The organism is Sulfurospirillum sp. HTRB-L1 (assembly GCF_059415125.1).
Genome location: NZ_JCAHZR010000005.1, coordinates 23,679 through 43,035 on the forward strand (window position 1 = coordinate 23,679; position 19,357 = coordinate 43,035).

A 19,357-nucleotide genomic window follows, 5' to 3' on the forward strand; every position below is an offset into this window, starting at 1 on the left:
ATGAGGGAAAAATTGCAACACTACATAGAGGAATTGTCACTCTTTGAAGATGTGATGGATAAATACGAGTATATTATTGATTTAGGCAAACGCTCATCTGGGCTTGAAGAGAGCGCAAAAAATGAGCAAAATAAAATCCAAGGGTGCCAATCTTCTGTTTGGATTGTGATGGAAGAAAAAGAGGGCAAGCTTTTTTTTAAAACCGATAGCGATACGGTGATAGTGCGAGGATTGGCTGTGATGTTGGCCGATATTTTCTCTGGGTTTACGCCCCAAGAGATTGGTAGTTTTGATGCAGATGCGCTAAAAAAACTAGGGCTAGAGGAGATAATCTCACCCGTAAGACTCAATGGATTTAGCTCCATGATACATAGGATTTATACGTACGCAAAGGAGAAAAACAATGGATGATACACTGCTTAAAGAACGGGTAATCGAAGCGCTAAAAACCGTATATGACCCAGAATTGCCTGTAAATTTATACGATATGGGGCTTTTTTATAAAATAGATTTTGGCAACTCCTCTTCAAGCGGGCGAGCTTGTTTAATCACCATGACACTCACGTCCGCAGGTTGTCCCGTTTCAGATTTTCTGGTTGAGCGCGTTTATGCGGTTTTGAGCACCCTTGAGGGCATTGATGAAGTGTATGTTGAGCTTACATTTGAACCCCCGTGGGACCCTTCAATGATGAGCGAAGAAGCCCAACTAGAAACGGGAATGATGGGTTAAATAGAGCGGGGGGCAGGCCCTAAAAAGTGAAAATCCTGCCCTCTAGATTCAAGCCTTGGGTGCAAATTTTTTATTTTTTCCAAATATTTTTAATTTACTTTTGAAGAACATGATGCAACGTACACCATCCATCGGGGCTTATTGTCCCATCTACAAGCTTACACTGACTTTTCTCGGCCTCAAAATGCATACAATCTTTACAGGACTTGCCATTGTTGGGTTTGGATTGATACTCAAATTGTTTTTGGGAGCCTTTGGCATAAAGCGGTGCAGTTGAGAAAAACACTAAACTAAAAAAAGCCATACTCTTAAAAAACATCCGACGCGGTAATGTTTGGCCCAAACTCGTGGTCGTTTCTTTGGATGCATGTATCATTGAAAATCCTTTCATAATTGTTTTATTGATTCGTTATAAATTTACATTTCTTGGGTTAATTTATAGTTACGGAACTGTGACTAAGCTATACGGGCATAGTGCGTTCGCGATCCTTTGTGGAATCTTGTTATACTGCCATTTTTAAAATTTACATGTAGGATTTTTTGTGAAAAATGGCAATCTTTTTGGAATCTGCGCCATACTTCTTTGGGCAACTCTAGCCTCTTTTGGCGTTCTTGCTGGGAATATTCCTCCTTTTCAGCTCACTTCTATGGCGTTTTTTGTCGCTTTTTTGATTGGACTATTCTTGTGGAAGAAAGAGGGCAAGGGCGTGGTTGTGCACTTTAGGCAACCGTTAAAGGTTTGGATTGTGGGTGTTTGTGGGCTGTTTGGCTACCATTTTTTCTACTTTTTAGCCATCCAAAATGCTCCAGCGGTGGAAGCAAATCTCATCAACTACCTCTGGCCATTGCTTATCGTCCTTTTTAGTGCATTTTTGCCAAATGAAAGACTGCGATGGTTTCATGTGGCAGGCGCACTTCTTGGTTTTTTGGGTGCTTTTTTGCTCGTGAGCAAAGGGAAGGGTTTTGCCTTTGACACGGCCTATGTGGAGGGTTACATGTACGCTGTTTTGTGTGGCGTTATTTGGGCCACTTACTCCGTGCTTTCACGGCATTTTGCGCATGTGCCTACAAGTGCGGTGGGCGCGTTTTGTGGCGCCACCGCTGTGCTTTCTTTTGCATGCCATCTGCTTTTTGAGGCAACAATCATCCCTGACGTAACGCAATTTTTAGCCATCATTGCTCTTGGAGTAGGGCCCGTTGGCGGAGCGTTTTTTGTGTGGGATATTGGGATGAAACACGGAGACATAAAGCTCCTAGGTTCACTCTCTTACGCCGCACCGTTGCTTTCAACGCTACTGCTCATCGCCCTTGGGTTAGCGCAGATGAGCTTGTTTGTTTGGGCGGCTTGCGGACTTATCATTGCGGGTTCTATGCTGAGTTCGCTCAACCAACTGAGAAAAATGTTGAGTGTAAGAAAAAAGCAACCTTTGGCGCAGTAAAGCAAGGTAATTTGCCTGTTTCGCCCACTGCGCCAATCTATAAGCTCAAAAGCGCACAGTGGCTAATCTGGCAACCTTACTACCAACTCCATTTCCACTTGCAACTCTGGAGCCGCCAATGCGCTCACGCCAACGCCAGTAACGCAAGGCTTGGCACCTTCAAAAGTAGCTAAAAATGGCGGCATGAGCTCCTCGAGTCTTTCGGGGGTGAGCTCAACCATATAAATGCGCGCCATCACAACATCTTGCGCGGACGCGCCTAGTGCTTCTAAAGCCAAGCGTGCATTTTTTGAAACAAGCTTCATTTGCTCCACCAAATCCTCCGGCACAGGCGCACCATTTGCCTGCCAAGCTACTTGCCCCGATATGTAAGCCATGCGACCTGGTTCAACTATCGAAATCTGCGAATAGCCCATTTCCTCGGCATTTGGCAATGTCGAGGGGTTAAGACGAATGATTGAATTTGTCATGTTTTCTCCTGAGTAAGATTTAGAGGGTGATTATTTTAGGGTATTTGAAAAGGTAGTTTACCACTATTTGGCCAAGGTGGAAACTGACGCTATTTCCCCTAATACACTTCTTTTCTGTGGGCTATTCTGATGAGAGTAATTACCAAAATATCATTTTCTTTTAAATATACGATTCGATAATTTCCAGCTCTTTTTCTAAATTTGCCTTTGTGATTACCTTTTAAAGCTTTGTCGGTTGTGAAGTTGCCTGCTTCAAGCTCTTTAATTTTTAAGTAAATCAGTTTTTGATTTTCAGTATCTATTTTTTCTAATTCTTTAAACGCAGTTTTTGGAACAATAATTTTGAACATCAATCAAGACCTAAGCGTTTAGCAACATCTTCAAGCGTGTATACCTCAGTTTTGCCTGCTTTTAGCTCATCGATTCTTTTATCGGAGATCATTTCATCCAAAGTGTCAAAGTATGTGCTGACAGCTTTTTCAATAATGTAGGTTCGTGAACGTTCTAATTCATGTGCATATGAATCTAAATCTGATAATAACGCCTCGTCCATGCGGATGTTAATTGCTTTCTTCATAATGTATCCTTTTGTATCTACATTATACTACAATAGTTAATACGATTCAAGTGATGTGCAGCGTTTAAAATGACATTTGTATGTTTCCACGGTTTATTGCATGATGGACTCCTCTGGCGCTTTCACCCTTGGTAATGTGTGGCAGATTGCTTATTTGAAGTGGTCTATTGATTTACTGAGGGAATAATCGACTAGAGCGCCGTTTGAGACGCTTTGGAACTTAACACTTTTTGCACAAAAGCGTTTAGCGACAACCCTGCTTTTAGGGCTTCTTGGTGAAGTTTTTGGTGCAGCCTGGGGTCGATGCGTATATTGAAAACGCCTTTGTAGGTTTTTTGAGGTTTTCTGCCTAGTTGGGCGCATGTTTGCAGATATGTATCTACTGCGTTTTGGAAGTTTGCTTCAAGCTCGCTAGCACTATCTGCTTCAAATGTCACAAGGTCGTCGATGAGTTCGATTTTTCCAAAAAATACTTTATCTTCACTAGAATACTCGATGGAACCAATATAACCTTTATATTCGATAGTGTTTGCCATTATAGTATCTCCTTTAGCTTGGCTTGGATTTGCTTGACAAGATAGACCTTTAACACAGTGCTTGGGTGTGGTTTGTGTAGGTTGATGAGGCTATCTTTTTCTCTATTGTAAAACTTTACAGCCGAACCGCTTCCCTCTAACTTTTCATACCCCAAGTTTGTCAAAAGCGTTGCCAGCTCATCAAATGTTAAGTCTTTGCTTGGCGGTATTTTTAGAAATTTTGTTAAAAGTTTATCTTTTTTACTCATGTGAAATGATACCGTAATTTAGTTACAAAAACAAGAAAAAGGGGAATTATTTTGTTTTACATGTAAAGGTTTTGATGAAGGCAATGCAGAAAATCTTTACATGTAACGATGTGTCAAGGGAGATTTTAGAAAGTCCTGTTTTTGTGGATTTTTGAGTAAGGGGTAAATATCTGACCCTATTTCTTATCGTTTAATGCCAGAATATAGTAATCATATGCTTCCACCCAACGATATGATGACCAAAGTAAATTTCCTAAATTTGTAAAGGCTTGAGATCGAATTTTTGACGTGGCATTGCGGGCATTGGCAGAAGCATAAAAAAGGCTTTTGGCTTTTTTATATTGTCGTGAGTTTCTTGATACCAAGTAAATCCATCATATGGTGTTAATGAAGCCAAAGCATGAAAACCATTAGCTAAGTTATATTGAAGTTCTGAACTTTTGGGATGTTCTTTGAGCGCAGATTGATAAATTTCAACACAATGGGAGACGATATCTTTTTCCTTTACTGCTGCGCCAGCATCAACAAAAATAGCGGCCTTTAGAAGTCTAAAATTAGTAGACTCATCGAGTTTCTCAGCTTCTGCTATTGCTTGTCTTGGATTCTCATCTAATAGATTCTGCAGATGTTCGGCAATTACTTCAAATTCCAATGGTGTTCCTAGAATCTAACGCCCGTGCTGAGCGACACTCTGAGAAAGGGAGAAGAAAGCCTTGGCTTTCGTTCCTTTTGAAAGAGAGGGAAAGAGTGTTCGCTCCTGCGACTTGTTATCCGAACGCCGAAGGCGAAGGATGACAAGAGCTCGTTCAGCACTTCACTGATTTGTTAGTCTCTTGATGCATACATGCTAGGTCTTGCTAAAACATATGCATGAAACAATGAATCTTTGAAACGATAATAACGTTCTCTGATTTTTTCAATTTCTGCACCATACTCATCAGTTACCAATTGACCTACATATTGACTTGCATTATCCACATCCCCATCCAAAGCAACTTTATAGGCCTCGGTAGTTCATATCTCGCTATGGCCATCTTGAACTTTAGCCATCGCTTTTAATACAACTTCTCTCTGTACTGATGATGCAACGGCTTTTCGATATTTACCCTCTAATACCGGATCAGCTTTACGTTCAGCCATTCCTACCAAGGTATCGTCTATATTTTGTAAAATTATTTCTCTTTGATCATTTTTATATGCAGTTCTTAAAGCGAATTTACCAATTAAGTGAACCATGTATGGATGACCATTGGCTAACTGAATAATCTTGTCTCTTGAAGATTTGTCAAAATTAATGTAGTGATTTATGAATTTTTCAGCGTTGTCAATAATGCCGTTTAGCTCATCTCCCTTCATCGGTTCCATAGGTATTATGCTTCCAGCAAATAAACGATCACTTGATTCATGCTCTTTCATTAGCATATGAATGTCTTTTGCGACCCCTACAATACAAAATTTTACACTTGGTGAATTTGTCGCAAGAGCTTTTAGAAAGGAGGCAAATCCTGATGGATTCGATATTTGATCAAATTCATCAATGATAAAGAGAATACCATTTTTAGCGACACCTTCTTTAGCAATGGCATCAACAACATTTGTAAATACAACATCGATAGAATGTTCAGAAATAACAGGAGCCACGGCTGCTTCTGCTGCTTGATTTGCTCCTGCTTCCAGGCCTATTCCAAATAGTTTAGCACTTAATTTTGCAGAGTATTGCTCCACTACTTTTTTTGCTTTGGGGATATCGTATATCCATTCAGCTAAACAACGTGTAGATGTTAGAAGCCTTTCTAAAAGTTCGTCTGTTGTACGAATTTGATTCCCGCAAGCCATATAAACTGTTAAAAAATCCAATTCACCATCATGAGGAATTTCCAGCTTTTTTAAGATTGAACTATCACCTGAACCAATATTGGCTATTTGTCTAGCTAAGGAGGTTTTTCCTATTCCTCTATTGCCAACAATTGCAATATTTGAACCTTCTGCTATTAAAGAATAATAAGCATCGGAGATAGCAGACTCTCTGCCAGAAAACCTTTCCGCATCTGTAATTTCTTTATGAAGGTAAAAATGCATTCTCAATTGCCGTAATTGTTGGTTTGTTCATTTTAATTAAGCTCCTTGCTTTGTAAGACTAACGTCTGGGCGCAGGGGCGCGAAAACCGATAGGTTTTCGCGTCCAGCAGGCGAAGCCTGCATGCTGCCGCGATTTGTTAGGTTTATTTATTTGCGCCAGCCAAGGCTGTTAGATAGGCATTATGTTGATACTTATTCAATTCGTCTGGTGCGACTATATTGTTCTTCTTTTGATACGCGGAAACCGCCTGCGGAGAGACTAATTTTACATTTTTAGCATCAGAATCTTGTATCATTGCCTCCATTATAAATGTGTCCGCACCTCCCGAAAATTCTCCTTTTTTATTGCGCTTTTTTATACAAACTTCTTCCACATTATTTTCAGCAATAAAACTGTTAATTTGTTGTTTAAACTCTTTAATGCTTTGTCTGCTTTCACTATCATTTAATGCTATTTTTTTCGTATCTGTAGATTTAACCACAAGAACACCATCATCATTTTTTTCAACGATGGTAAAAAATGCTTCGTGTCCCTTTAATTCAACACCACATACGGTTGTCATATTTTCTTCTTTCTCATAAATTTATTTAGCCAATTCTTTTTTGATTTTTTCAATGTGATCTGCCGCCACATTGAGGACGCCTTCAGCACATTTTGCACAAATATTTATTCTGCCAGGATCATCATAGGCAAAGTGCTTTTCTCCAGGATGGATGGTATGTAATGAACTTGCATGGCATTTCCTTTCTGTCTTTGCCTCTTCAACCCTAAAGTCTCGCACTATATTTCTAACTGCTGCCATATTATATATTTCCTTTCGGTGGTGTTTATGTTTTGTGAAACCTAACTATTTATTCAACAAGCATTATATATAAAATAGCCCAATATACTCAAATAAATGAACATAAAAAATGTTCGTTTATTTTTCAGAAATATTTCACAATGCAATATTTTGGCTAGTTTTTTGGTAAATCTATTAAAATTTCTCAAATTTCAATGACCATTTAAAAATGTTTTTGGCGTTATTTGAACATGTTGTCGTTTAATTGGTTAGAAAAAGTATTAAATGGTCATTGTGTCGTTTAATTTTTGGGAGATTGTGGTGAAGAAAAAATTACTTGATGTGACTCGTGACAAGAGCAAGTTTACTACTAAATGCACCCTTTGTTGGCTTGACGAAAAGTATCAAATATGATAACATCAAAAGATAAAAAATCGGTGGATTATCACCTTTTATAGTGAATAAGTAGATAGCGAAACCCTGCACTAAAGCGGCAAAAGGATTTAAAATGACACGACCGACTTTTGAGGAATTTAAAAACAAAGCCCTCCTAAAACCTGAAGTAAAAAAAGCCTTTGATGAGCTTGAGCTAGAATACGAACTTAAGCTAAAGCTCATAAAAATGCGCAAAGCCGCAAACATGACCCAAGAAGAGATTGCCCGTAAAATGAACACCAAAAGAAGCAACATCTCAAGGCTAGAAAGCTTTGAGTATAAATCCTCCCCTAGCATCTCAACCCTAGTTGCATACGCCGAAGCAACAGGTCATAAGCTCAAGGTTGAGTTTATTTAGGTTCTAAGGCAACCCACTTTTATTTTGGTAAAGAATGAATACCTGACTCTGTTTCTCGATTCTTACATGTAAAGATGTGCCGATTGGAAAGTCGTGCTTTTGAATATTTAAAGTAGCCTCGTCCCCATTTGTCCTCTTTTTTTGGAATATTTTTTGCTTAATTTTAGCAATGATACAAAGGCGATACAATGAATGTCAGTGCATACACTCAAGCTGGGTACACGCAAGCGATAGATAAAACAACAACGATTAAAGCCACTTCGGCTTATAAGAGTACAGCACTCATGCAAACACAACAAACCAGTGCACCACAAGAGAAAAAAGAAACTACCAAAGTAACTACCGAAGTTCAAGCTGAAGCTAAAGGGCGTTTAACGACAGAACAAGAGATGCAAATTAAGCAACAAACAGCACAGACTACGAGCGAAACAGAAGAGAGCCCACTTGCTACGGCAATACAAGAGCGTTCGCAAACGCAAGCTGTGGGAAAAATGGCGCAGATGGAAGAGAAATATAAAGATGTCTATACGCCCATGCCTGAAAAGTTTTCCCAAGAGATAGAGGATTTGCAAACAAAGCTGATACGAGAGAGGTATCCTGATTATCTTACGATAGACGAAGTTTTGGAAAGATATGCTGTGCCACTTGAGGATGCTTCTCCTGAGGCGCAGGCTAAAGCAAGAGTTCTGCAAGATGAAAAGATGGCTGAATCCATAAGAACAGAAGGACCGAACCAGTATAACGGTGGTGTGCCGTATGTTAGAGATGAAGAGCGAGAAGCATTCATAGCCTCCATCATGAGACAGTACCCAAATAACACGCAAGATAAATACTTTAGCAACCTCGCAAACTCGTCGCAAAGAGCGAGGGCTTACAATGCCGCGGTTTATGAGGGCTTAGAAGCTGGCGAGAGCTTGGATGTTGCATCTGCAAAGGCAGGACAAGTGCAAAATACTTACATTGATAATACCGAAATGTATGAAGAACAGTTTAGCCGCTCAAGGAAATTTTTCCATGAGTATTATGATGAAGTTGAAAGACGTGCCCAAGAGGAGCGACAAAATACGCTAAAAGACCCACTTCCTGATCAAAATCCAACCAAATATAACGGGACGGTTCTTGATTTAAGAGAGTATGGATTTGATAGAGAAATAGCAACATTAGCATTGTCTAAAAGCAAGAGTGACATGATTGCTTCCATACAAGAACAAATCAAGTTTTTTGACTTTATACTCACCAATCAAGACATCGTCAAGGGCAAATACGAAGAACTTGAAGAGCGGTACAAAGAACAAAATAGTTTTGATGAGACGGTCATAAGCCCCGTCAAAGAGAGTCTCCCGATTGCTCAAAGAGCTTTGGAGGTTTTCAGTAACTATGAGATTTTTTGAACGGACCCCTTTGAACTTTTAATTTCCCGTTTTCGGTACAAATCCTCCCCTGGCATCTCAACCCTGGTTGCATACGCCGAAGCAACAGGCCATAAGCTCAAGGTCGAGTTTATTTAGGTTCTAAGCTAGCCCACTTTTATTTTGCTAAAAAGTAAATACCTGACACCTTTTTCTATTTTCTAGAAAAATACGGAAACTTGTTTTTGTCTATTTTATTCGCTTTGCCCAATAATTTGGCTTTTGATGCAGGTTTGCTATAGCTATGATTATAATCTCTTCTTCCCTTGTTTGGTATATCACTCCGTATGGAAAACTTTTAATCAAACATCTTCTCGTTTTTTTAGAAAGTGGGTGCCAACCATTAGGATAAAACTTGATTAGCTCTAAGGTATCTGCAAAATTGCTTATGAATCTATAGCCAAGACCTTCTTGTTCGTATTGATAATAATTGAATGCATCGTCGAGTTCTTCCGAAGCTTCATCAAGAATGCGAAGCTTCATTTGTTGTACTTAGAGAGAACCTTGTACACATCTTGGGCTTGTGTTTTTCCAGCTTCATAGGCCTCAATTCTATTTTCTGCTTCTTCTGCCCAAATCTCATCAAGTTCTTTGTTTGGCATATCTAAGCTCAATAGAAGCTCATCAATAAGTTGTATTTTTTCCAAGGGTTTCAAAGAAAGCACTTCTTTGGTGGCTAGTGTTGGCATGATTGAATCTCCTTTGCTTATTTGTCTCAAAGGATTATATCAAAACCCACACAGGAGTTTACAAAACAACACTACGCCCAATACATTTACATGTAAACACCCACGCCCCTACGACAATTTTGTCATACATTGTCGCAACCCTTACATGTAAAGCTTACAAAACCCCCAAATCTAGCTGTTTTTTCTTGGAATGCGCCTTGCAACCTTGTAAGGCGAAACATATCAACCCAAGGAGCAACCAATGGCAGAGTTACGACAAATCGCCTTTTACGGTAAAGGTGGTATCGGAAAATCCACGACGTCTCAAAACACGCTCGCGGCTATGGCGCATTATTTTGGCAAGAACATCATGATTGTGGGCTGTGACCCTAAAGCGGACTCCACCCGTCTGATTTTGCACGAGAAAAAGCAAAACACCATTTTGCAACTTGCTGCAGATTTGGGTTCTGTGGAAGACTTGGAGCTTGAAGACGCGCTTCAAGAGGGTGCTGGCATGTTTGGTAAAACAACGCCAAACGGTTGGATTAACTGCGCCGAATCAGGCGGTCCAGAGCCAGGAGTTGGTTGTGCAGGTCGTGGGGTAATCACCGCCATTAACTTCCTCGAAGAAGAGGGTGCGTACGATGAAGATGGTCTTGATTTCGTCTCTTACGACGTTCTTGGTGACGTTGTGTGCGGTGGTTTTGCGATGCCTATTCGTGAAGGAAAAGCCCAAGAGATTTACATCGTTATGTCTGGTGAGATGATGGCAATGTTCGCCGCCAACAACATCTCCAAAGGGATTCTAAAATACGCCAACACCGGTGGTGTGCGCCTTGCAGGTCTCATTTGTAATGCCCGTATGACAGACCGTGAGTATGACCTTGCCAACGCTTTGGCCGAGAGCCTTAGCACGCAAATGATTCACTTTGTGCCACGTAACAACATCGTTCAAAACGCAGAAATTCGCCGTATGACCGTGGTTGAGTACAGCCCAGAGTCCGACCAAGCCAAAGAGTACAAAGAGTTGGCCCGCAAAATCGTCGCCAATGACTTTAAAGTGATTCCAACTCCACTTGAGATGGACGACTTGGAAGACTTGTTGATGGAATTTGGTCTTGAGGAAGCGGTTGACGCAGAAAACATCGGCAAATCCGCCGTAGCTTAAGTAGAGGAGCACACAATGTTTATCATGGGATTTCAGTTTCCTGCCAGTATGGGAAACAAAGTAGACGACAACTTGGTGATTGAGAAAATGGAAGAGTCCATCAAGGGTGTAAGTGGCGTTAAGGCCATCAAGCTTACCTATGGAAAGCAGTTTGAAGAAGAAGTGACGTACAACAAGCCCGACACCGTACTTGGCAAGTCGCTCATCAGCTACTACACCATGCAAGACCCGCACATCACGGAAGGTTCGAAGTATTTTATCTACACCAACCGCTACCAAATGAGCGCGTTGTCAAAAAAGTTTGACACCGACCCTGAAACACAAGCAATGTGTAAACTGTTTGATGGCATGGATTTGTTCAAGCTAGAGCTTGTCTAAAAAGGAGCAAAAAATGGGACTAGAAACACTCGAAGAACAACAACGTCGCGCGCTTGCGGAAGTCTTGGATGCGTATCCAGAAAAGGCTAAAAAGAACCGCTCAAAGCATCTAGGTGTAGGCACTCCTGAGGATGATGCCTCCAAAACCTGTGGCGGGGTACGCAGCAACAAAAAAACCGTTCCAGGCGTCATGAGCCAACGTGGATGTGCGTACGCTGGAAGTCGCGGGGTGGTTTGGGGACCCATTAAGGACATGATTCACATCTCCCATGGCCCTATTGGTTGCGGCCAATACAGCCGAGGTGGACGCCGAAACTATTACATCGGCACCACAGGGATCGATGCCTTTACGACCATGAACTTTAGCACGGATTTTCAAGAAAAAGACATCGTGTTTGGCGGGGACAAAAAGCTCAACAAGAGTTTAGACGAAATCAACGAGCTTTTCCCACTCAACAACGGCATCTCCGTCCAGTCTGAGTGCCCCATCGGCCTCATCGGTGATGACATCGGCGCGGTTTCTAAGGAAAAAACCAAAGAAACAGGCAAGGTAGTCATCCCCGTAAACTGCGAAGGTTTCCGCGGCGTAAGCCAATCTTTGGGACATCACATCGCCAATGACGCCATTCGCGATTACGTGTTTCCTCAGTTTAGTGCGCAAGCCAAAGACCTTGTAAGCACACCTTATGATGTAGCTATCATCGGAGACTACAACATCGGGGGCGACGCGTGGAGTTCACGCATCTTACTCGAAGAGATGGGCCTTCGCGTGGTGGCACAGTGGAGCGGTGATGCAACCTTTAAAGAGATGGCGATGACCCCAAAGGTCAAGCTCAACTTGTTGCACTGCTACCGTAGTATGAACTACATCAGCCGTCACATGGAGAAAGAGTACGGGATTCCTTGGATGGAGTACAACTTCTTTGGCCCAAGCCGCACCGATGAAAGTTTGCGTAAAATCGCCGCTTTCTTTGACGAGTCTATTCAGGCTAAAACCGAAGAGGTCATCGCCAAGTACAAAAAAATGTACGAAGAAGTGCTTGCCAAATACCGCCCGCGCTTAGAGGGTAAAAAAGTGATGCTCTTTGTGGGTGGCCTTCGCCCCCGCCACGTCATCGGCTCTTATGAGGACTTAGGGATGGAAGTTATCGGCACAGGGTATGAGTTTGCCCATGATGATGACTACAAACGCACCACCGAAGAGATTGCCCGTTCGACCATCATTTACGATGACGTGAACGAGTACGAGCTAGAAGCATTTGTGAAAAAAATGCAACCAGACTTGGTCGCTTCGGGGATTAAAGAAAAGTACGTGTTCCAAAAGATGGGCTTGCCTTACCGACAAATGCACTCATGGGATTACAGTGGGCCTTACCACGGATACGATGGGTTTGCCATCTTTGCCAAGGATATGGATTTGGCGATTAACTCGCCTGTTTGGAGTCACTCCAAAGCCCCTTGGGATAACAACTAAAAGGATAAGCCATGCAAAGCGTAGAAAAAATCGTCAACGGCAAAGAGCTGTTTTTAAAGCCCGAATACCAAGCGGTCTTTGAGGCCAAAAAAGAATTTGAAGGCATGTGCGGGGCGTGTGATTCCGCCAAGGTGCAAGAGATTAGCGAGTGGACCAAAACGTGGGATTACCGCGAAAAAAACTTGGCGCGTACGTCCATCACGGTCAACCCTGCCAAAGCGTGCCAACCTCTAGGGGCGGTCATGGCCTCTTTGGGCTTTGAGAAAACCATGCCTTACGTGCATGGCAGTCACGGGTGTGTGGCGTACTTTAGAAGCTACTTTACCCGTCACTTTAAAGAGCCAACTCCCTGTGTTTCTGACTCCATGACAGAAGACGCAGCGGTCTTTGGCGGCCTTTCTAACATGAAAGAGGGATTGGCAAACTGTAAGGCGCTGTATAAGCCTGAAATGATTGCGGTTTCCACTACATGTATGGCGGAAGTTATCGGGGATGACCTTAACGCTTTCGTCTTAAGTGCCAAAGCCGAATCGCCAGAGCTTTTGGCGGACATGCCCATCCCTTTTGCTAATACCCCTTCGTTTGTGGGTTCGCACATCACGGGTTACGACAACATGCTTTCTAGCATCGTTGCGACCTTGACTGAGGGCAACATTAAAGCCGAAAAAGAAGAGCGCATCAACATCATCCCTGGTTTTGAGCCGTACCTTGGGAGTATTCGCGAGGTCAAAGCCATCGTTGGCGCCTTTGATATGGAGTTTGTCACCATCGCTGACCACTCCGACCAGTGGGACATCCCTGCGGGTAAGTACGAAATGTTTTCAGGTGGCACGACGCTAGCAGAAGGCAAAGAGCTTGGCAATGCCAAAGCAACCATCTCTATGCAAAAACATGCGACCAAAAAGACCATGAAATTTGTCAAAAACAAATTTAAACAAGAAACCTTGTTTGCCAACCCTATCGGCCTCAAAGGCACAGACGCATTTGTCATGATGCTTAGCCGCCTGAGTGGTAAAGAAGTGCCTGCTTCCTTGCGCCTCCAGCGGGGACGCTTGGTGGACGCGATGCAAGACAGTTACCCGTACTTCCACGACAAAAAGTTTGCCATCTGGGGAGACCCTGACTTTTTGCTAGGAATCGTGGCTTTCTTGCTCGAAATGGGCGCAGAACCTACCCATGTCCTTTGCCACAACGCACCCAATGGTTGGGAGAAAGAGATGCGAGAGCTTCTTGACACTTCGCCTGCTAAGGACAAGTGCAACGTGTGGGCAGGCAAAGACTTGTGGCACATGCGAAGCCTCCTCTTCACCGAGCCTGTTGATTTCATGATCGGCAACAGCTACGGCAAAGAGTTGATGCGCGACACGGGTACGCCACTGATTCACATCGGCTTCCCGATTTTTGACCGCCACCATTTGCACCGCTACAGCATCAGCGGTTACGAAGGGGCACTGAACCTTTTGACATGGACAACCAACAAAATCTTGGATGTCATGGACGAAGAGACTAAGCAAATCGCTAAGACAGACTTTTTCTTTGACTTGATTCGTTAGTACCGTTTGAGAGAGGGGTTGGTACAGTTACTGACCCCTTTTCTTTCTTTGATTGATTAATTTTTGTTCATAAGGGTGAATAAAAACTATTCAATCTTGCGATACACTACATGTAAACAAAGGAGGCGACGATGAAGCTAGCAGACAAACCTGACCGCATCGACCAGACATGCGCCCATGTCGCTTCCAAAAAGCCTACCTGTAGCCGTCCCACGCCGGGAGCTACCACGGGCGGGTGCGCTTTTGAGGGGGCGCAGATTGCTCTGTTTCCCTATGCAGACGCGGCCCATTTGGTGCATGGCCCGTTGACGTGTTTGGGTGCTTCGTGGGAAACCCGCGAAACCAAAACAAGCTTCAACGGCCGTGATTTTACCCAGATGGGTTTTACCACAGGTATGGAGCTTAATGACGTCATCTTTGGGGGCGAACCGCGCCTTGCCAAGGCTATCGCGTACATCGTAGAACACTATACACCCGAAGCGGTGTTTGTTTACACGACCTGCGTTTCGGCCTTGGTGGGAGATGATGTAAACGCTACATGTAAAGCAGCCGCACTAACACATGGCATTCCTGTGGTGCCTGTGCATGCACCCGGATTTGTGGGGAGCAAAAACCTCGGTTCTCGCCTTGGGGCGATGGACGTGCTTAAGCATCTCATTGGCACCAAAGAGCCTGAAATTTCCACGCCTTATGACATCAACCTCATCGGCGAGTACAACGTCACGGGCGACATGTGGCAGTACACTGCGTTGTTGGAAGAGCTTGGTATTCGCGTGCTCTCAACTCTTAGTGGTGATGGGCGCGTGGCAAACATTCGCACCGCGCACCGCGCAAAACTCAACGTCATCGTCTGCGCCAAGTCTCTTAATGCCCTATGCGAACGCATGGAAAAAGAGTATGGGATTCCTTACATTTCCGTCTCCTTTTACGGCAAACGCGACACTAGCGATGCCTTGCTTCAAATCGCCCATGCCTTGGGTGATGAGGCGTTGATGGAGAGAACTAAAGTCCTTGTGACTAGAGAAGAAGCTCTTTTGGAAGCCAAGTTGCTCCCTTTTAAAACAAAACTCATGGGCAAAAAAGCTGTCTTAAACACAGGCGGCAACAAGTCGTGGTCTATCGCTTCGGCGCTGCAAGATTTGGGCATCGAAGTAGTGGGAACCAGTGTGCGCAAAGCCACCGAAGAAGACAAAGAAAAAGCCAGAAAATACCTTGGGGAAAACGGGGTGCTCATGGAAAACCCTGGAGCTGAACAAGCTAAACTCCTCAAAGAACGCGGTGCACACCTCTTGCTCGCAGGAGGCCGTAGCCTTTACACCGCCATCAAACAGCGGGTCGCTTTTGTGGACGTGAACCAAGAAAAAAAGGTTTCTTATGGAGCGTACAACGGCCTTGTAAACCTTGCCCATGATGTCATCAAAGCCGTGGAAAACCCCGTGTTTGACGTGGTAGGAAGGAGGGCGCCATGGGAGCAATAATGCAAACAAAACCTCTACATGTAAACCCTTTGAGGCTTTCCCAACCCATGGGGGCGACCTTGGCGTTTTTGGGTGTGGACGGATGTATGCCTTTGATGCACGGAGCCCAAGGGTGCGCGTCTTTTACCAAAGTCTTTTTTACCCGCCATTTTCAAGACCCTATCGCCATCCAAACCACGGCGGTGACAGACATCACGGCAGTACTAGACGGCGGAGCAAAAAGCATCACTGAGGCAGTGGAAAACATCACTAAAAAAGTGAACCCCACCCTCATCGGGCTTTTTACCACGGGTCTGACTGAAACCAAGGGAGACGACATCAAGGGTGCCGCCAGTGGGCTTAGCTTGCCTGTGGTGTATGTGAACACGCCTGATTATGAAGGGGCGCTTGAGAGCGGATGGGCGCTGAGTGTGAGCGCGATGATTTCCCAACTCACCACGCCAACTGCGCACATCCAAAAAGGAAAGGTTGCGCTGTTACCCCATGTGGGCATGAGCGCTTTAGAGCTTGAACGCCTCAAAGAGTGCATTGCTTCTTTTGGGTTAGACGTTGTGGCCTTGCCTGACATCTCTTTGTCGTTGGATGGACACTTGGGTGAAAAACAAACCGCCCTGAGCAGTGGCGGTACTACGGTGGATGAGATTAAAGAGTTGGCAACGTGCGAAGCGCTCATCACTGTGGGCGCGTCCATGGAAGGGTGCGCCAAAGCCTTGCGCGCTAAAAACCCCGCCATCACACCCTTACATGTAAACCATCTGGGTGGGCTTGTGGCAACGGACAGCTTCATCGCTACGCTCATGGCACTCTCGGGCAAAACCCCAACACCTGCTATCAAACGCTGGCGCGCACGGCTTCAAGATGCCCTTTTGGATACCCATGAGCTTTTGGGTGGTAAAAACGTCGCACTCATCGGCGAGCCCGATGAGATTGCAGGCTATGGAGCCTTGCTTCAAGAGGCGGGTGCGAAACTTGCCTGCGTCATCGGGGCGTCGCCCAGTGCGAACCTCGAAAGCCTTGGGGGCGTGGTGGGGGATTTTGAAGATTTGGAACACCGCATGGAAGGTGTTGATGTGGTGGTAGGTAATTTTCACGCCAAGGCTATCGCCAAGCGTTTTGGTGTACCGTTGGTGGTGCGAGGGTTTCCCAGTTGGGGAACCGTGGGGGCACCGCTGTGCAATAGCGTGCTTTACGAAGGCGGTGCGCAAAGCCTGTTTTGTGTTGCAAATCTGTGTGAAAAAGACCACTAGGAGAATATGATGAAAGTCGCTTTTGCTACGAAAGATTTAGAGATGATCAACGACCACTTTGGGTGGGCGAAGCAGTTTGCGGTGTATGAGATTACGCCCGAGGGGTACACCTGTTTGGGTGCGATAAAAACCGAAGAAGAGATTGAAGAAGAAGACAACAAAATCAACGCCAAAATCGAAGCGTTAAAAGGCGTTTCTATCATCTACTGTGAAGCCATCGGGCCAACAGCAGCAGCGCGGGTGATTCAATCACGAATGCACCCCATGAAGGTGAGTGAACCAACTTCCATCGAGGAGACCGCCGCGGCATTGGCGAAGATGTTAAGCACCAATCCGCCACCGTGGATTCGTCGTATTTTACTTAAGGAGGTGGGCAGTGAGTGATTTAAGGGCGTTGTACATAAAAACCCTTGTGGGCCAAATACGCGCACTGGATGGGTTTGGCGCGTGGTCGCGGCTAAACGACGAACAGCTGTTGAACCTTAAGTACATCAAAACCAAAGAAGAGGCAAAAACCTTGCCCCTTATCGCGGACATTGATGAAAATGTGATTAAAGACATTCGGGTGCTTTACCAAGCCTTAGCCCTTGCTTTTGAAGCCAAGACAAATCAGGTGGCAACGGTGGTTTTGGAGATGAGCCATGAAGGATTTGGGCGTGTGGTGGTGGTCACAGACACCCAAGTGCTTTTTACAAAGTACTTTAAAGATGCCCACCGTTTTTCCTTTCGTACCTTAGAAAAACTCGAAGAAGAGGGCGAGAAAATGCTCACACGCGCCCTTGAAATCTACCAAAAGGAGTCTGCGTGCGTGTAGGTGTATTTTACGGGACGTGCAGTGGCATCACGGGTAATGTTGCCCAGAAGATTGCCGAGGCCTTCGAGGCCGATGAAGTGGTGAACATGGAAGAGGATTTTGACTCAGTGGACCAACTTTTGGAACACGACGTGTTATTTTTGGGCTCTTCCACATGGGGACAAGGCGACGTGCAACGCGACTGGGTTGACCCGCTTTTAGAGATTAGCGACGACGAACTGGATTTTTCGGGTAAAACCATCGCCCTTTTTGGGGCAGGGGATGCCAAAACCCACGGCGAGCATTTTGTGAGCGCACTGGGGAAAATGCACGACCTTTTCAAAGAACGCGGTGCTTCCATCGTGGGATTTTTCCCCACGCAAGGCTACAGTTTTGAGGCTTCTTTGGCCCTAAAAGAGGGAATGTTTTGTGGCTTGCCTATTGATGAGGTAAATGAGCCTGAAAAAACGCAAGAACGCGTAGAGGCGTGGATTGCTAAAGTCAAAGAGGAGATAGGGGGATGAGCAAGGTGGAGGATTTTTACCAAATCAGCGATGCGGAAGAGTATTTTGAGTTTTTTAACCTCGCGTATGATAGCGCGTTGTTAGATGTCAAGCGTTCGCACATCATGCGCCGATTTGGAAAAATGCTCCAAAAAGCGCGCCAAATCCCAGCTTCTAGCGAAGAAGAACGGTTAAAGTACTACAAATTTGCCTTGCTGAGCGTGTACAAAGAGTTTGAATCTGGCTACAGCCCAAGCGCGGCAGAGATTTGGGACATGGAAGGGCGCACGTTGCCGTGCCAAAGTTGTAAAAGCGCATGTTTGGAGGAAGGTAGTGAAGCCCCTACGTGTTGCTGAGGAAGGGATGCTAACCTCCTCGACCAAAGATGAAATCCTTTCAAGGTTTCACATTGGTCAAAAGGTGCGCCTTGTCAAAGACATCCGCAATGATGGTACCTTTCCTTACGCAAAAATCGGCGAGATTTTGGTGCGCGCGGGAGATGAGGGCTTTGTACGCGACGTGGGGGATTTTTTGCAAACCATCCGCGTGTACGAGGTGAATTTTATGGGCGCAAACCGCATCTACGGATGCCGCGAGTTTGAGTTAGAAGCCTTAGAAGAAGACGTGTACGAAAAAGAAGTAGAAGAAGAACTCGCGTGGATTAAGCGTCACCGCGAAACCCAATCTAAACAAAAGGAGAGTTGAATGGCAAATGTGGTTTTTTGTGGCTTTGGCCCAAGTGACGGCTTGTACCATGCGAAAATCGGTGAAGTATTGTTGCGCCTTGCGGTGGCTTCTGGGGTGAGTATTCCTAAGACACAGGGCGAGAGCGTGGTGGAGATTCAGGAGATGAGCGAAGAAGTACAAACCACCTACATGGAAGATGTGGAATTTGAAAAACTCATCAAACTGGGGCTTTTGAGCGAAGAAAAAGCTTACGAGTTGCAACAATACACCATCGGAAGTAAATACAGACTTGCTGACCAATGCCTTATTAAAGGCGACATTTTAGTAAAACCCTATAAAGGATAA

General features: G+C 44.5%; 28 protein-coding genes. 17 read left to right on the plus strand and 11 right to left on the minus strand.

All coding sequences use genetic code 11. From position 1 onward, the window contains the following. The 3 genes from AC5SLM_RS09215 to yddG all read left to right on the plus strand — a co-directional run bounded on the left by AC5SLM_RS09215 (position 1) and on the right by yddG (position 2,169). Complete coding sequence (locus tag AC5SLM_RS09215) at positions 1–411, plus strand: SufE family protein (protein ID WP_495250662.1); 411 nt, start codon at positions 1–3, stop codon at positions 409–411. Beyond that, the gene (locus AC5SLM_RS09220) at positions 404–730 is read left to right on the plus strand and encodes a metal-sulfur cluster assembly factor (protein ID WP_495250663.1); all 327 of its coding nucleotides are present in this window, start codon (positions 404–406) and stop codon (positions 728–730) included. The genes AC5SLM_RS09215 and AC5SLM_RS09220 overlap by 8 nt, the downstream gene beginning before the upstream one ends. Positions 731–1,272: 542 nt before the next feature. Further along, complete coding sequence (gene yddG / locus AC5SLM_RS09225; RefSeq protein ID WP_495250664.1) at positions 1,273–2,169, plus strand: aromatic amino acid exporter YddG; 897 nt, start codon at positions 1,273–1,275, stop codon at positions 2,167–2,169. Positions 2,170–2,231: 62 nt separating this feature from the next. Here the strand turns inward: yddG and AC5SLM_RS09230 are convergent, their stop codons facing one another. The 9 genes from AC5SLM_RS09230 to AC5SLM_RS09270 all read right to left on the minus strand — a co-directional run bounded on the left by AC5SLM_RS09230 (position 2,232) and on the right by AC5SLM_RS09270 (position 6,882). Further along, the gene (locus tag AC5SLM_RS09230; RefSeq protein ID WP_495250665.1) at positions 2,232–2,639 is read right to left on the minus strand and encodes a RidA family protein; all 408 of its coding nucleotides are present in this window, start codon (positions 2,637–2,639) and stop codon (positions 2,232–2,234) included. Between the two features lie 98 nt (positions 2,640–2,737). After that, positions 2,738–2,989: a type II toxin-antitoxin system RelE family toxin gene (locus tag AC5SLM_RS09235; RefSeq protein ID WP_495250666.1), complete on the minus strand. Its 252-nt coding sequence runs from the start codon at positions 2,987–2,989 to the stop codon at positions 2,738–2,740. Next, complete coding sequence (locus tag AC5SLM_RS09240) at positions 2,989–3,216, minus strand: CopG family transcriptional regulator (protein ID WP_495250667.1); 228 nt, start codon at positions 3,214–3,216, stop codon at positions 2,989–2,991. The genes AC5SLM_RS09235 and AC5SLM_RS09240 overlap by 1 nt, the downstream gene beginning before the upstream one ends. Before the next feature lie 191 nt (positions 3,217–3,407). Further along, positions 3,408–3,752, minus strand: a complete 345-nt coding sequence (locus tag AC5SLM_RS09245; protein ID WP_495250668.1) for a type II toxin-antitoxin system HicB family antitoxin — start codon at positions 3,750–3,752, stop codon at positions 3,408–3,410. Further along, positions 3,752–4,000, minus strand: a complete 249-nt coding sequence (locus AC5SLM_RS09250; RefSeq protein WP_495250669.1) for a type II toxin-antitoxin system HicA family toxin — start codon at positions 3,998–4,000, stop codon at positions 3,752–3,754. The genes AC5SLM_RS09245 and AC5SLM_RS09250 overlap by 1 nt, the downstream gene beginning before the upstream one ends. 253 nt (positions 4,001–4,253) lie before the next feature. Continuing rightward, a complete protein-coding gene (locus AC5SLM_RS09255; RefSeq protein WP_495250670.1) occupies positions 4,254–4,652 on the minus strand; it encodes a hypothetical protein in 399 nt (132 codons plus the stop codon). A gap of 362 nt (positions 4,653–5,014) precedes the next feature. Then, positions 5,015–6,079: an ATP-binding protein gene (locus AC5SLM_RS09260; RefSeq protein WP_495250671.1), complete on the minus strand. Its 1,065-nt coding sequence runs from the start codon at positions 6,077–6,079 to the stop codon at positions 5,015–5,017. 143 nt (positions 6,080–6,222) lie between these two features. Beyond that, entirely contained in the window at positions 6,223–6,642 is a 420-nt protein-coding gene (locus tag AC5SLM_RS09265; protein ID WP_495250672.1) for a DUF3010 family protein, read from the minus strand. Between the two features lie 21 nt (positions 6,643–6,663). Beyond that, on the minus strand, positions 6,664–6,882 hold the full coding sequence (locus AC5SLM_RS09270) for a hypothetical protein (RefSeq protein ID WP_495250673.1): 219 nt from the start codon (positions 6,880–6,882) through the stop codon (positions 6,664–6,666). 487 nt (positions 6,883–7,369) lie between these two features. On the opposite strand from AC5SLM_RS09270, the gene AC5SLM_RS09275 reads away from it, so the two are divergent. Continuing rightward, the gene (locus AC5SLM_RS09275) at positions 7,370–7,654 is read left to right on the plus strand and encodes a helix-turn-helix domain-containing protein (protein WP_495250674.1); all 285 of its coding nucleotides are present in this window, start codon (positions 7,370–7,372) and stop codon (positions 7,652–7,654) included. A gap of 188 nt (positions 7,655–7,842) precedes the next feature. Further along, the gene (locus AC5SLM_RS09280) at positions 7,843–9,045 is read left to right on the plus strand and encodes a hypothetical protein (RefSeq protein WP_495250675.1); all 1,203 of its coding nucleotides are present in this window, start codon (positions 7,843–7,845) and stop codon (positions 9,043–9,045) included. 207 nt (positions 9,046–9,252) lie between these two features. Here the strand turns inward: AC5SLM_RS09280 and AC5SLM_RS09285 are convergent, their stop codons facing one another. Together AC5SLM_RS09285 and AC5SLM_RS09290 are read right to left on the minus strand one after the other, a co-directional pair. Continuing rightward, positions 9,253–9,546, minus strand: coding sequence for a type II toxin-antitoxin system RelE/ParE family toxin (locus AC5SLM_RS09285; protein WP_495250676.1), 294 nt, complete (start codon positions 9,544–9,546; stop codon positions 9,253–9,255). Further along, on the minus strand, positions 9,543–9,752 hold the full coding sequence (locus tag AC5SLM_RS09290; RefSeq protein WP_495250677.1) for an addiction module protein: 210 nt from the start codon (positions 9,750–9,752) through the stop codon (positions 9,543–9,545). Before AC5SLM_RS09290 ends, AC5SLM_RS09285 begins: the two co-directional genes overlap by 4 nt. Before the next feature lie 241 nt (positions 9,753–9,993). Here AC5SLM_RS09290 and nifH point away from each other — a divergent pair, with 241 nt between their 5' ends. From nifH to AC5SLM_RS09350, 12 genes are all read left to right on the plus strand, one after another. Continuing rightward, on the plus strand, positions 9,994–10,899 hold the full coding sequence (gene nifH / locus AC5SLM_RS09295; protein WP_205459985.1) for a nitrogenase iron protein: 906 nt from the start codon (positions 9,994–9,996) through the stop codon (positions 10,897–10,899). Positions 10,900–10,914: 15 nt separating this feature from the next. Next, the gene (locus AC5SLM_RS09300; RefSeq protein ID WP_495250678.1) at positions 10,915–11,277 is read left to right on the plus strand and encodes a hypothetical protein; all 363 of its coding nucleotides are present in this window, start codon (positions 10,915–10,917) and stop codon (positions 11,275–11,277) included. A gap of 13 nt (positions 11,278–11,290) precedes the next feature. Beyond that, positions 11,291–12,751: a nitrogenase molybdenum-iron protein alpha chain gene (gene nifD, locus AC5SLM_RS09305; RefSeq protein WP_495250679.1), complete on the plus strand. Its 1,461-nt coding sequence runs from the start codon at positions 11,291–11,293 to the stop codon at positions 12,749–12,751. 11 nt (positions 12,752–12,762) lie between these two features. Beyond that, entirely contained in the window at positions 12,763–14,304 is a 1,542-nt protein-coding gene (nifK, locus tag AC5SLM_RS09310) for a nitrogenase molybdenum-iron protein subunit beta (protein WP_495250680.1), read from the plus strand. Between the two features lie 131 nt (positions 14,305–14,435). After that, positions 14,436–15,782 carry a nitrogenase iron-molybdenum cofactor biosynthesis protein NifE gene (gene nifE / locus AC5SLM_RS09315; protein ID WP_495250681.1) on the plus strand — a complete coding sequence of 449 codons (1,347 nt, stop codon included), beginning with the start codon at positions 14,436–14,438 and terminating at the stop codon, positions 15,780–15,782. Next, complete coding sequence (gene nifN / locus AC5SLM_RS09320) at positions 15,770–17,029, plus strand: nitrogenase iron-molybdenum cofactor biosynthesis protein NifN (RefSeq protein ID WP_495250682.1); 1,260 nt, start codon at positions 15,770–15,772, stop codon at positions 17,027–17,029. Before nifE ends, nifN begins: the two co-directional genes overlap by 13 nt. A gap of 9 nt (positions 17,030–17,038) precedes the next feature. After that, positions 17,039–17,413, plus strand: coding sequence for a nitrogen fixation protein NifX (nifX, locus tag AC5SLM_RS09325; RefSeq protein WP_495250683.1), 375 nt, complete (start codon positions 17,039–17,041; stop codon positions 17,411–17,413). Then, positions 17,406–17,843, plus strand: coding sequence for a NifX-associated nitrogen fixation protein (locus tag AC5SLM_RS09330; RefSeq protein ID WP_495250684.1), 438 nt, complete (start codon positions 17,406–17,408; stop codon positions 17,841–17,843). Before nifX ends, AC5SLM_RS09330 begins: the two co-directional genes overlap by 8 nt. Beyond that, positions 17,834–18,346: a flavodoxin gene (locus AC5SLM_RS09335; protein ID WP_495250685.1), complete on the plus strand. Its 513-nt coding sequence runs from the start codon at positions 17,834–17,836 to the stop codon at positions 18,344–18,346. Before AC5SLM_RS09330 ends, AC5SLM_RS09335 begins: the two co-directional genes overlap by 10 nt. Beyond that, positions 18,343–18,681: a nitrogenase-stabilizing/protective protein NifW gene (locus AC5SLM_RS09340; RefSeq protein ID WP_495250686.1), complete on the plus strand. Its 339-nt coding sequence runs from the start codon at positions 18,343–18,345 to the stop codon at positions 18,679–18,681. Before AC5SLM_RS09335 ends, AC5SLM_RS09340 begins: the two co-directional genes overlap by 4 nt. Then, a complete protein-coding gene (locus AC5SLM_RS09345) occupies positions 18,659–19,030 on the plus strand; it encodes a nitrogen fixation protein NifZ (protein ID WP_495250687.1) in 372 nt (123 codons plus the stop codon). Before AC5SLM_RS09340 ends, AC5SLM_RS09345 begins: the two co-directional genes overlap by 23 nt. Continuing rightward, positions 19,031–19,357 carry a hypothetical protein gene (locus AC5SLM_RS09350; protein WP_495250688.1) on the plus strand — a complete coding sequence of 109 codons (327 nt, stop codon included), beginning with the start codon at positions 19,031–19,033 and terminating at the stop codon, positions 19,355–19,357.

Coding starts and splice junctions, on each gene's coding strand:
- AC5SLM_RS09215 (WP_495250662.1), top strand. CDS start 1: ATGAGGGAAAAATTGCAACACTACATAGAGGAATTGTCACTCTTTGAA.
- AC5SLM_RS09220 (WP_495250663.1), top strand. CDS start 404: ATGGATGATACACTGCTTAAAGAACGGGTAATCGAAGCGCTAAAAACC.
- AC5SLM_RS09230 (WP_495250665.1), bottom strand. CDS start 2,639: ATGACAAATTCAATCATTCGTCTTAACCCCTCGACATTGCCAAATGCC.
- AC5SLM_RS09235 (WP_495250666.1), bottom strand. CDS start 2,989: ATGTTCAAAATTATTGTTCCAAAAACTGCGTTTAAAGAATTAGAAAAA.
- AC5SLM_RS09240 (WP_495250667.1), bottom strand. CDS start 3,216: ATGAAGAAAGCAATTAACATCCGCATGGACGAGGCGTTATTATCAGAT.
- AC5SLM_RS09245 (WP_495250668.1), bottom strand. CDS start 3,752: ATGGCAAACACTATCGAATATAAAGGTTATATTGGTTCCATCGAGTAT.
- AC5SLM_RS09250 (WP_495250669.1), bottom strand. CDS start 4,000: ATGAGTAAAAAAGATAAACTTTTAACAAAATTTCTAAAAATACCGCCA.
- AC5SLM_RS09260 (WP_495250671.1), bottom strand. CDS start 6,079: ATGCATTTTTACCTTCATAAAGAAATTACAGATGCGGAAAGGTTTTCT.
- AC5SLM_RS09265 (WP_495250672.1), bottom strand. CDS start 6,642: ATGACAACCGTATGTGGTGTTGAATTAAAGGGACACGAAGCATTTTTT.
- AC5SLM_RS09270 (WP_495250673.1), bottom strand. CDS start 6,882: ATGGCAGCAGTTAGAAATATAGTGCGAGACTTTAGGGTTGAAGAGGCA.
- AC5SLM_RS09275 (WP_495250674.1), top strand. CDS start 7,370: ATGACACGACCGACTTTTGAGGAATTTAAAAACAAAGCCCTCCTAAAA.
- AC5SLM_RS09280 (WP_495250675.1), top strand. CDS start 7,843: ATGAATGTCAGTGCATACACTCAAGCTGGGTACACGCAAGCGATAGAT.
- AC5SLM_RS09285 (WP_495250676.1), bottom strand. CDS start 9,546: ATGAAGCTTCGCATTCTTGATGAAGCTTCGGAAGAACTCGACGATGCA.
- AC5SLM_RS09290 (WP_495250677.1), bottom strand. CDS start 9,752: ATGCCAACACTAGCCACCAAAGAAGTGCTTTCTTTGAAACCCTTGGAA.
- nifH (WP_205459985.1), top strand. CDS start 9,994: ATGGCAGAGTTACGACAAATCGCCTTTTACGGTAAAGGTGGTATCGGA.
- AC5SLM_RS09300 (WP_495250678.1), top strand. CDS start 10,915: ATGTTTATCATGGGATTTCAGTTTCCTGCCAGTATGGGAAACAAAGTA.
- nifD (WP_495250679.1), top strand. CDS start 11,291: ATGGGACTAGAAACACTCGAAGAACAACAACGTCGCGCGCTTGCGGAA.
- nifK (WP_495250680.1), top strand. CDS start 12,763: ATGCAAAGCGTAGAAAAAATCGTCAACGGCAAAGAGCTGTTTTTAAAG.
- nifE (WP_495250681.1), top strand. CDS start 14,436: ATGAAGCTAGCAGACAAACCTGACCGCATCGACCAGACATGCGCCCAT.
- nifN (WP_495250682.1), top strand. CDS start 15,770: ATGGGAGCAATAATGCAAACAAAACCTCTACATGTAAACCCTTTGAGG.
- nifX (WP_495250683.1), top strand. CDS start 17,039: ATGAAAGTCGCTTTTGCTACGAAAGATTTAGAGATGATCAACGACCAC.
- AC5SLM_RS09340 (WP_495250686.1), top strand. CDS start 18,343: ATGAGCAAGGTGGAGGATTTTTACCAAATCAGCGATGCGGAAGAGTAT.
- AC5SLM_RS09350 (WP_495250688.1), top strand. CDS start 19,031: ATGGCAAATGTGGTTTTTTGTGGCTTTGGCCCAAGTGACGGCTTGTAC.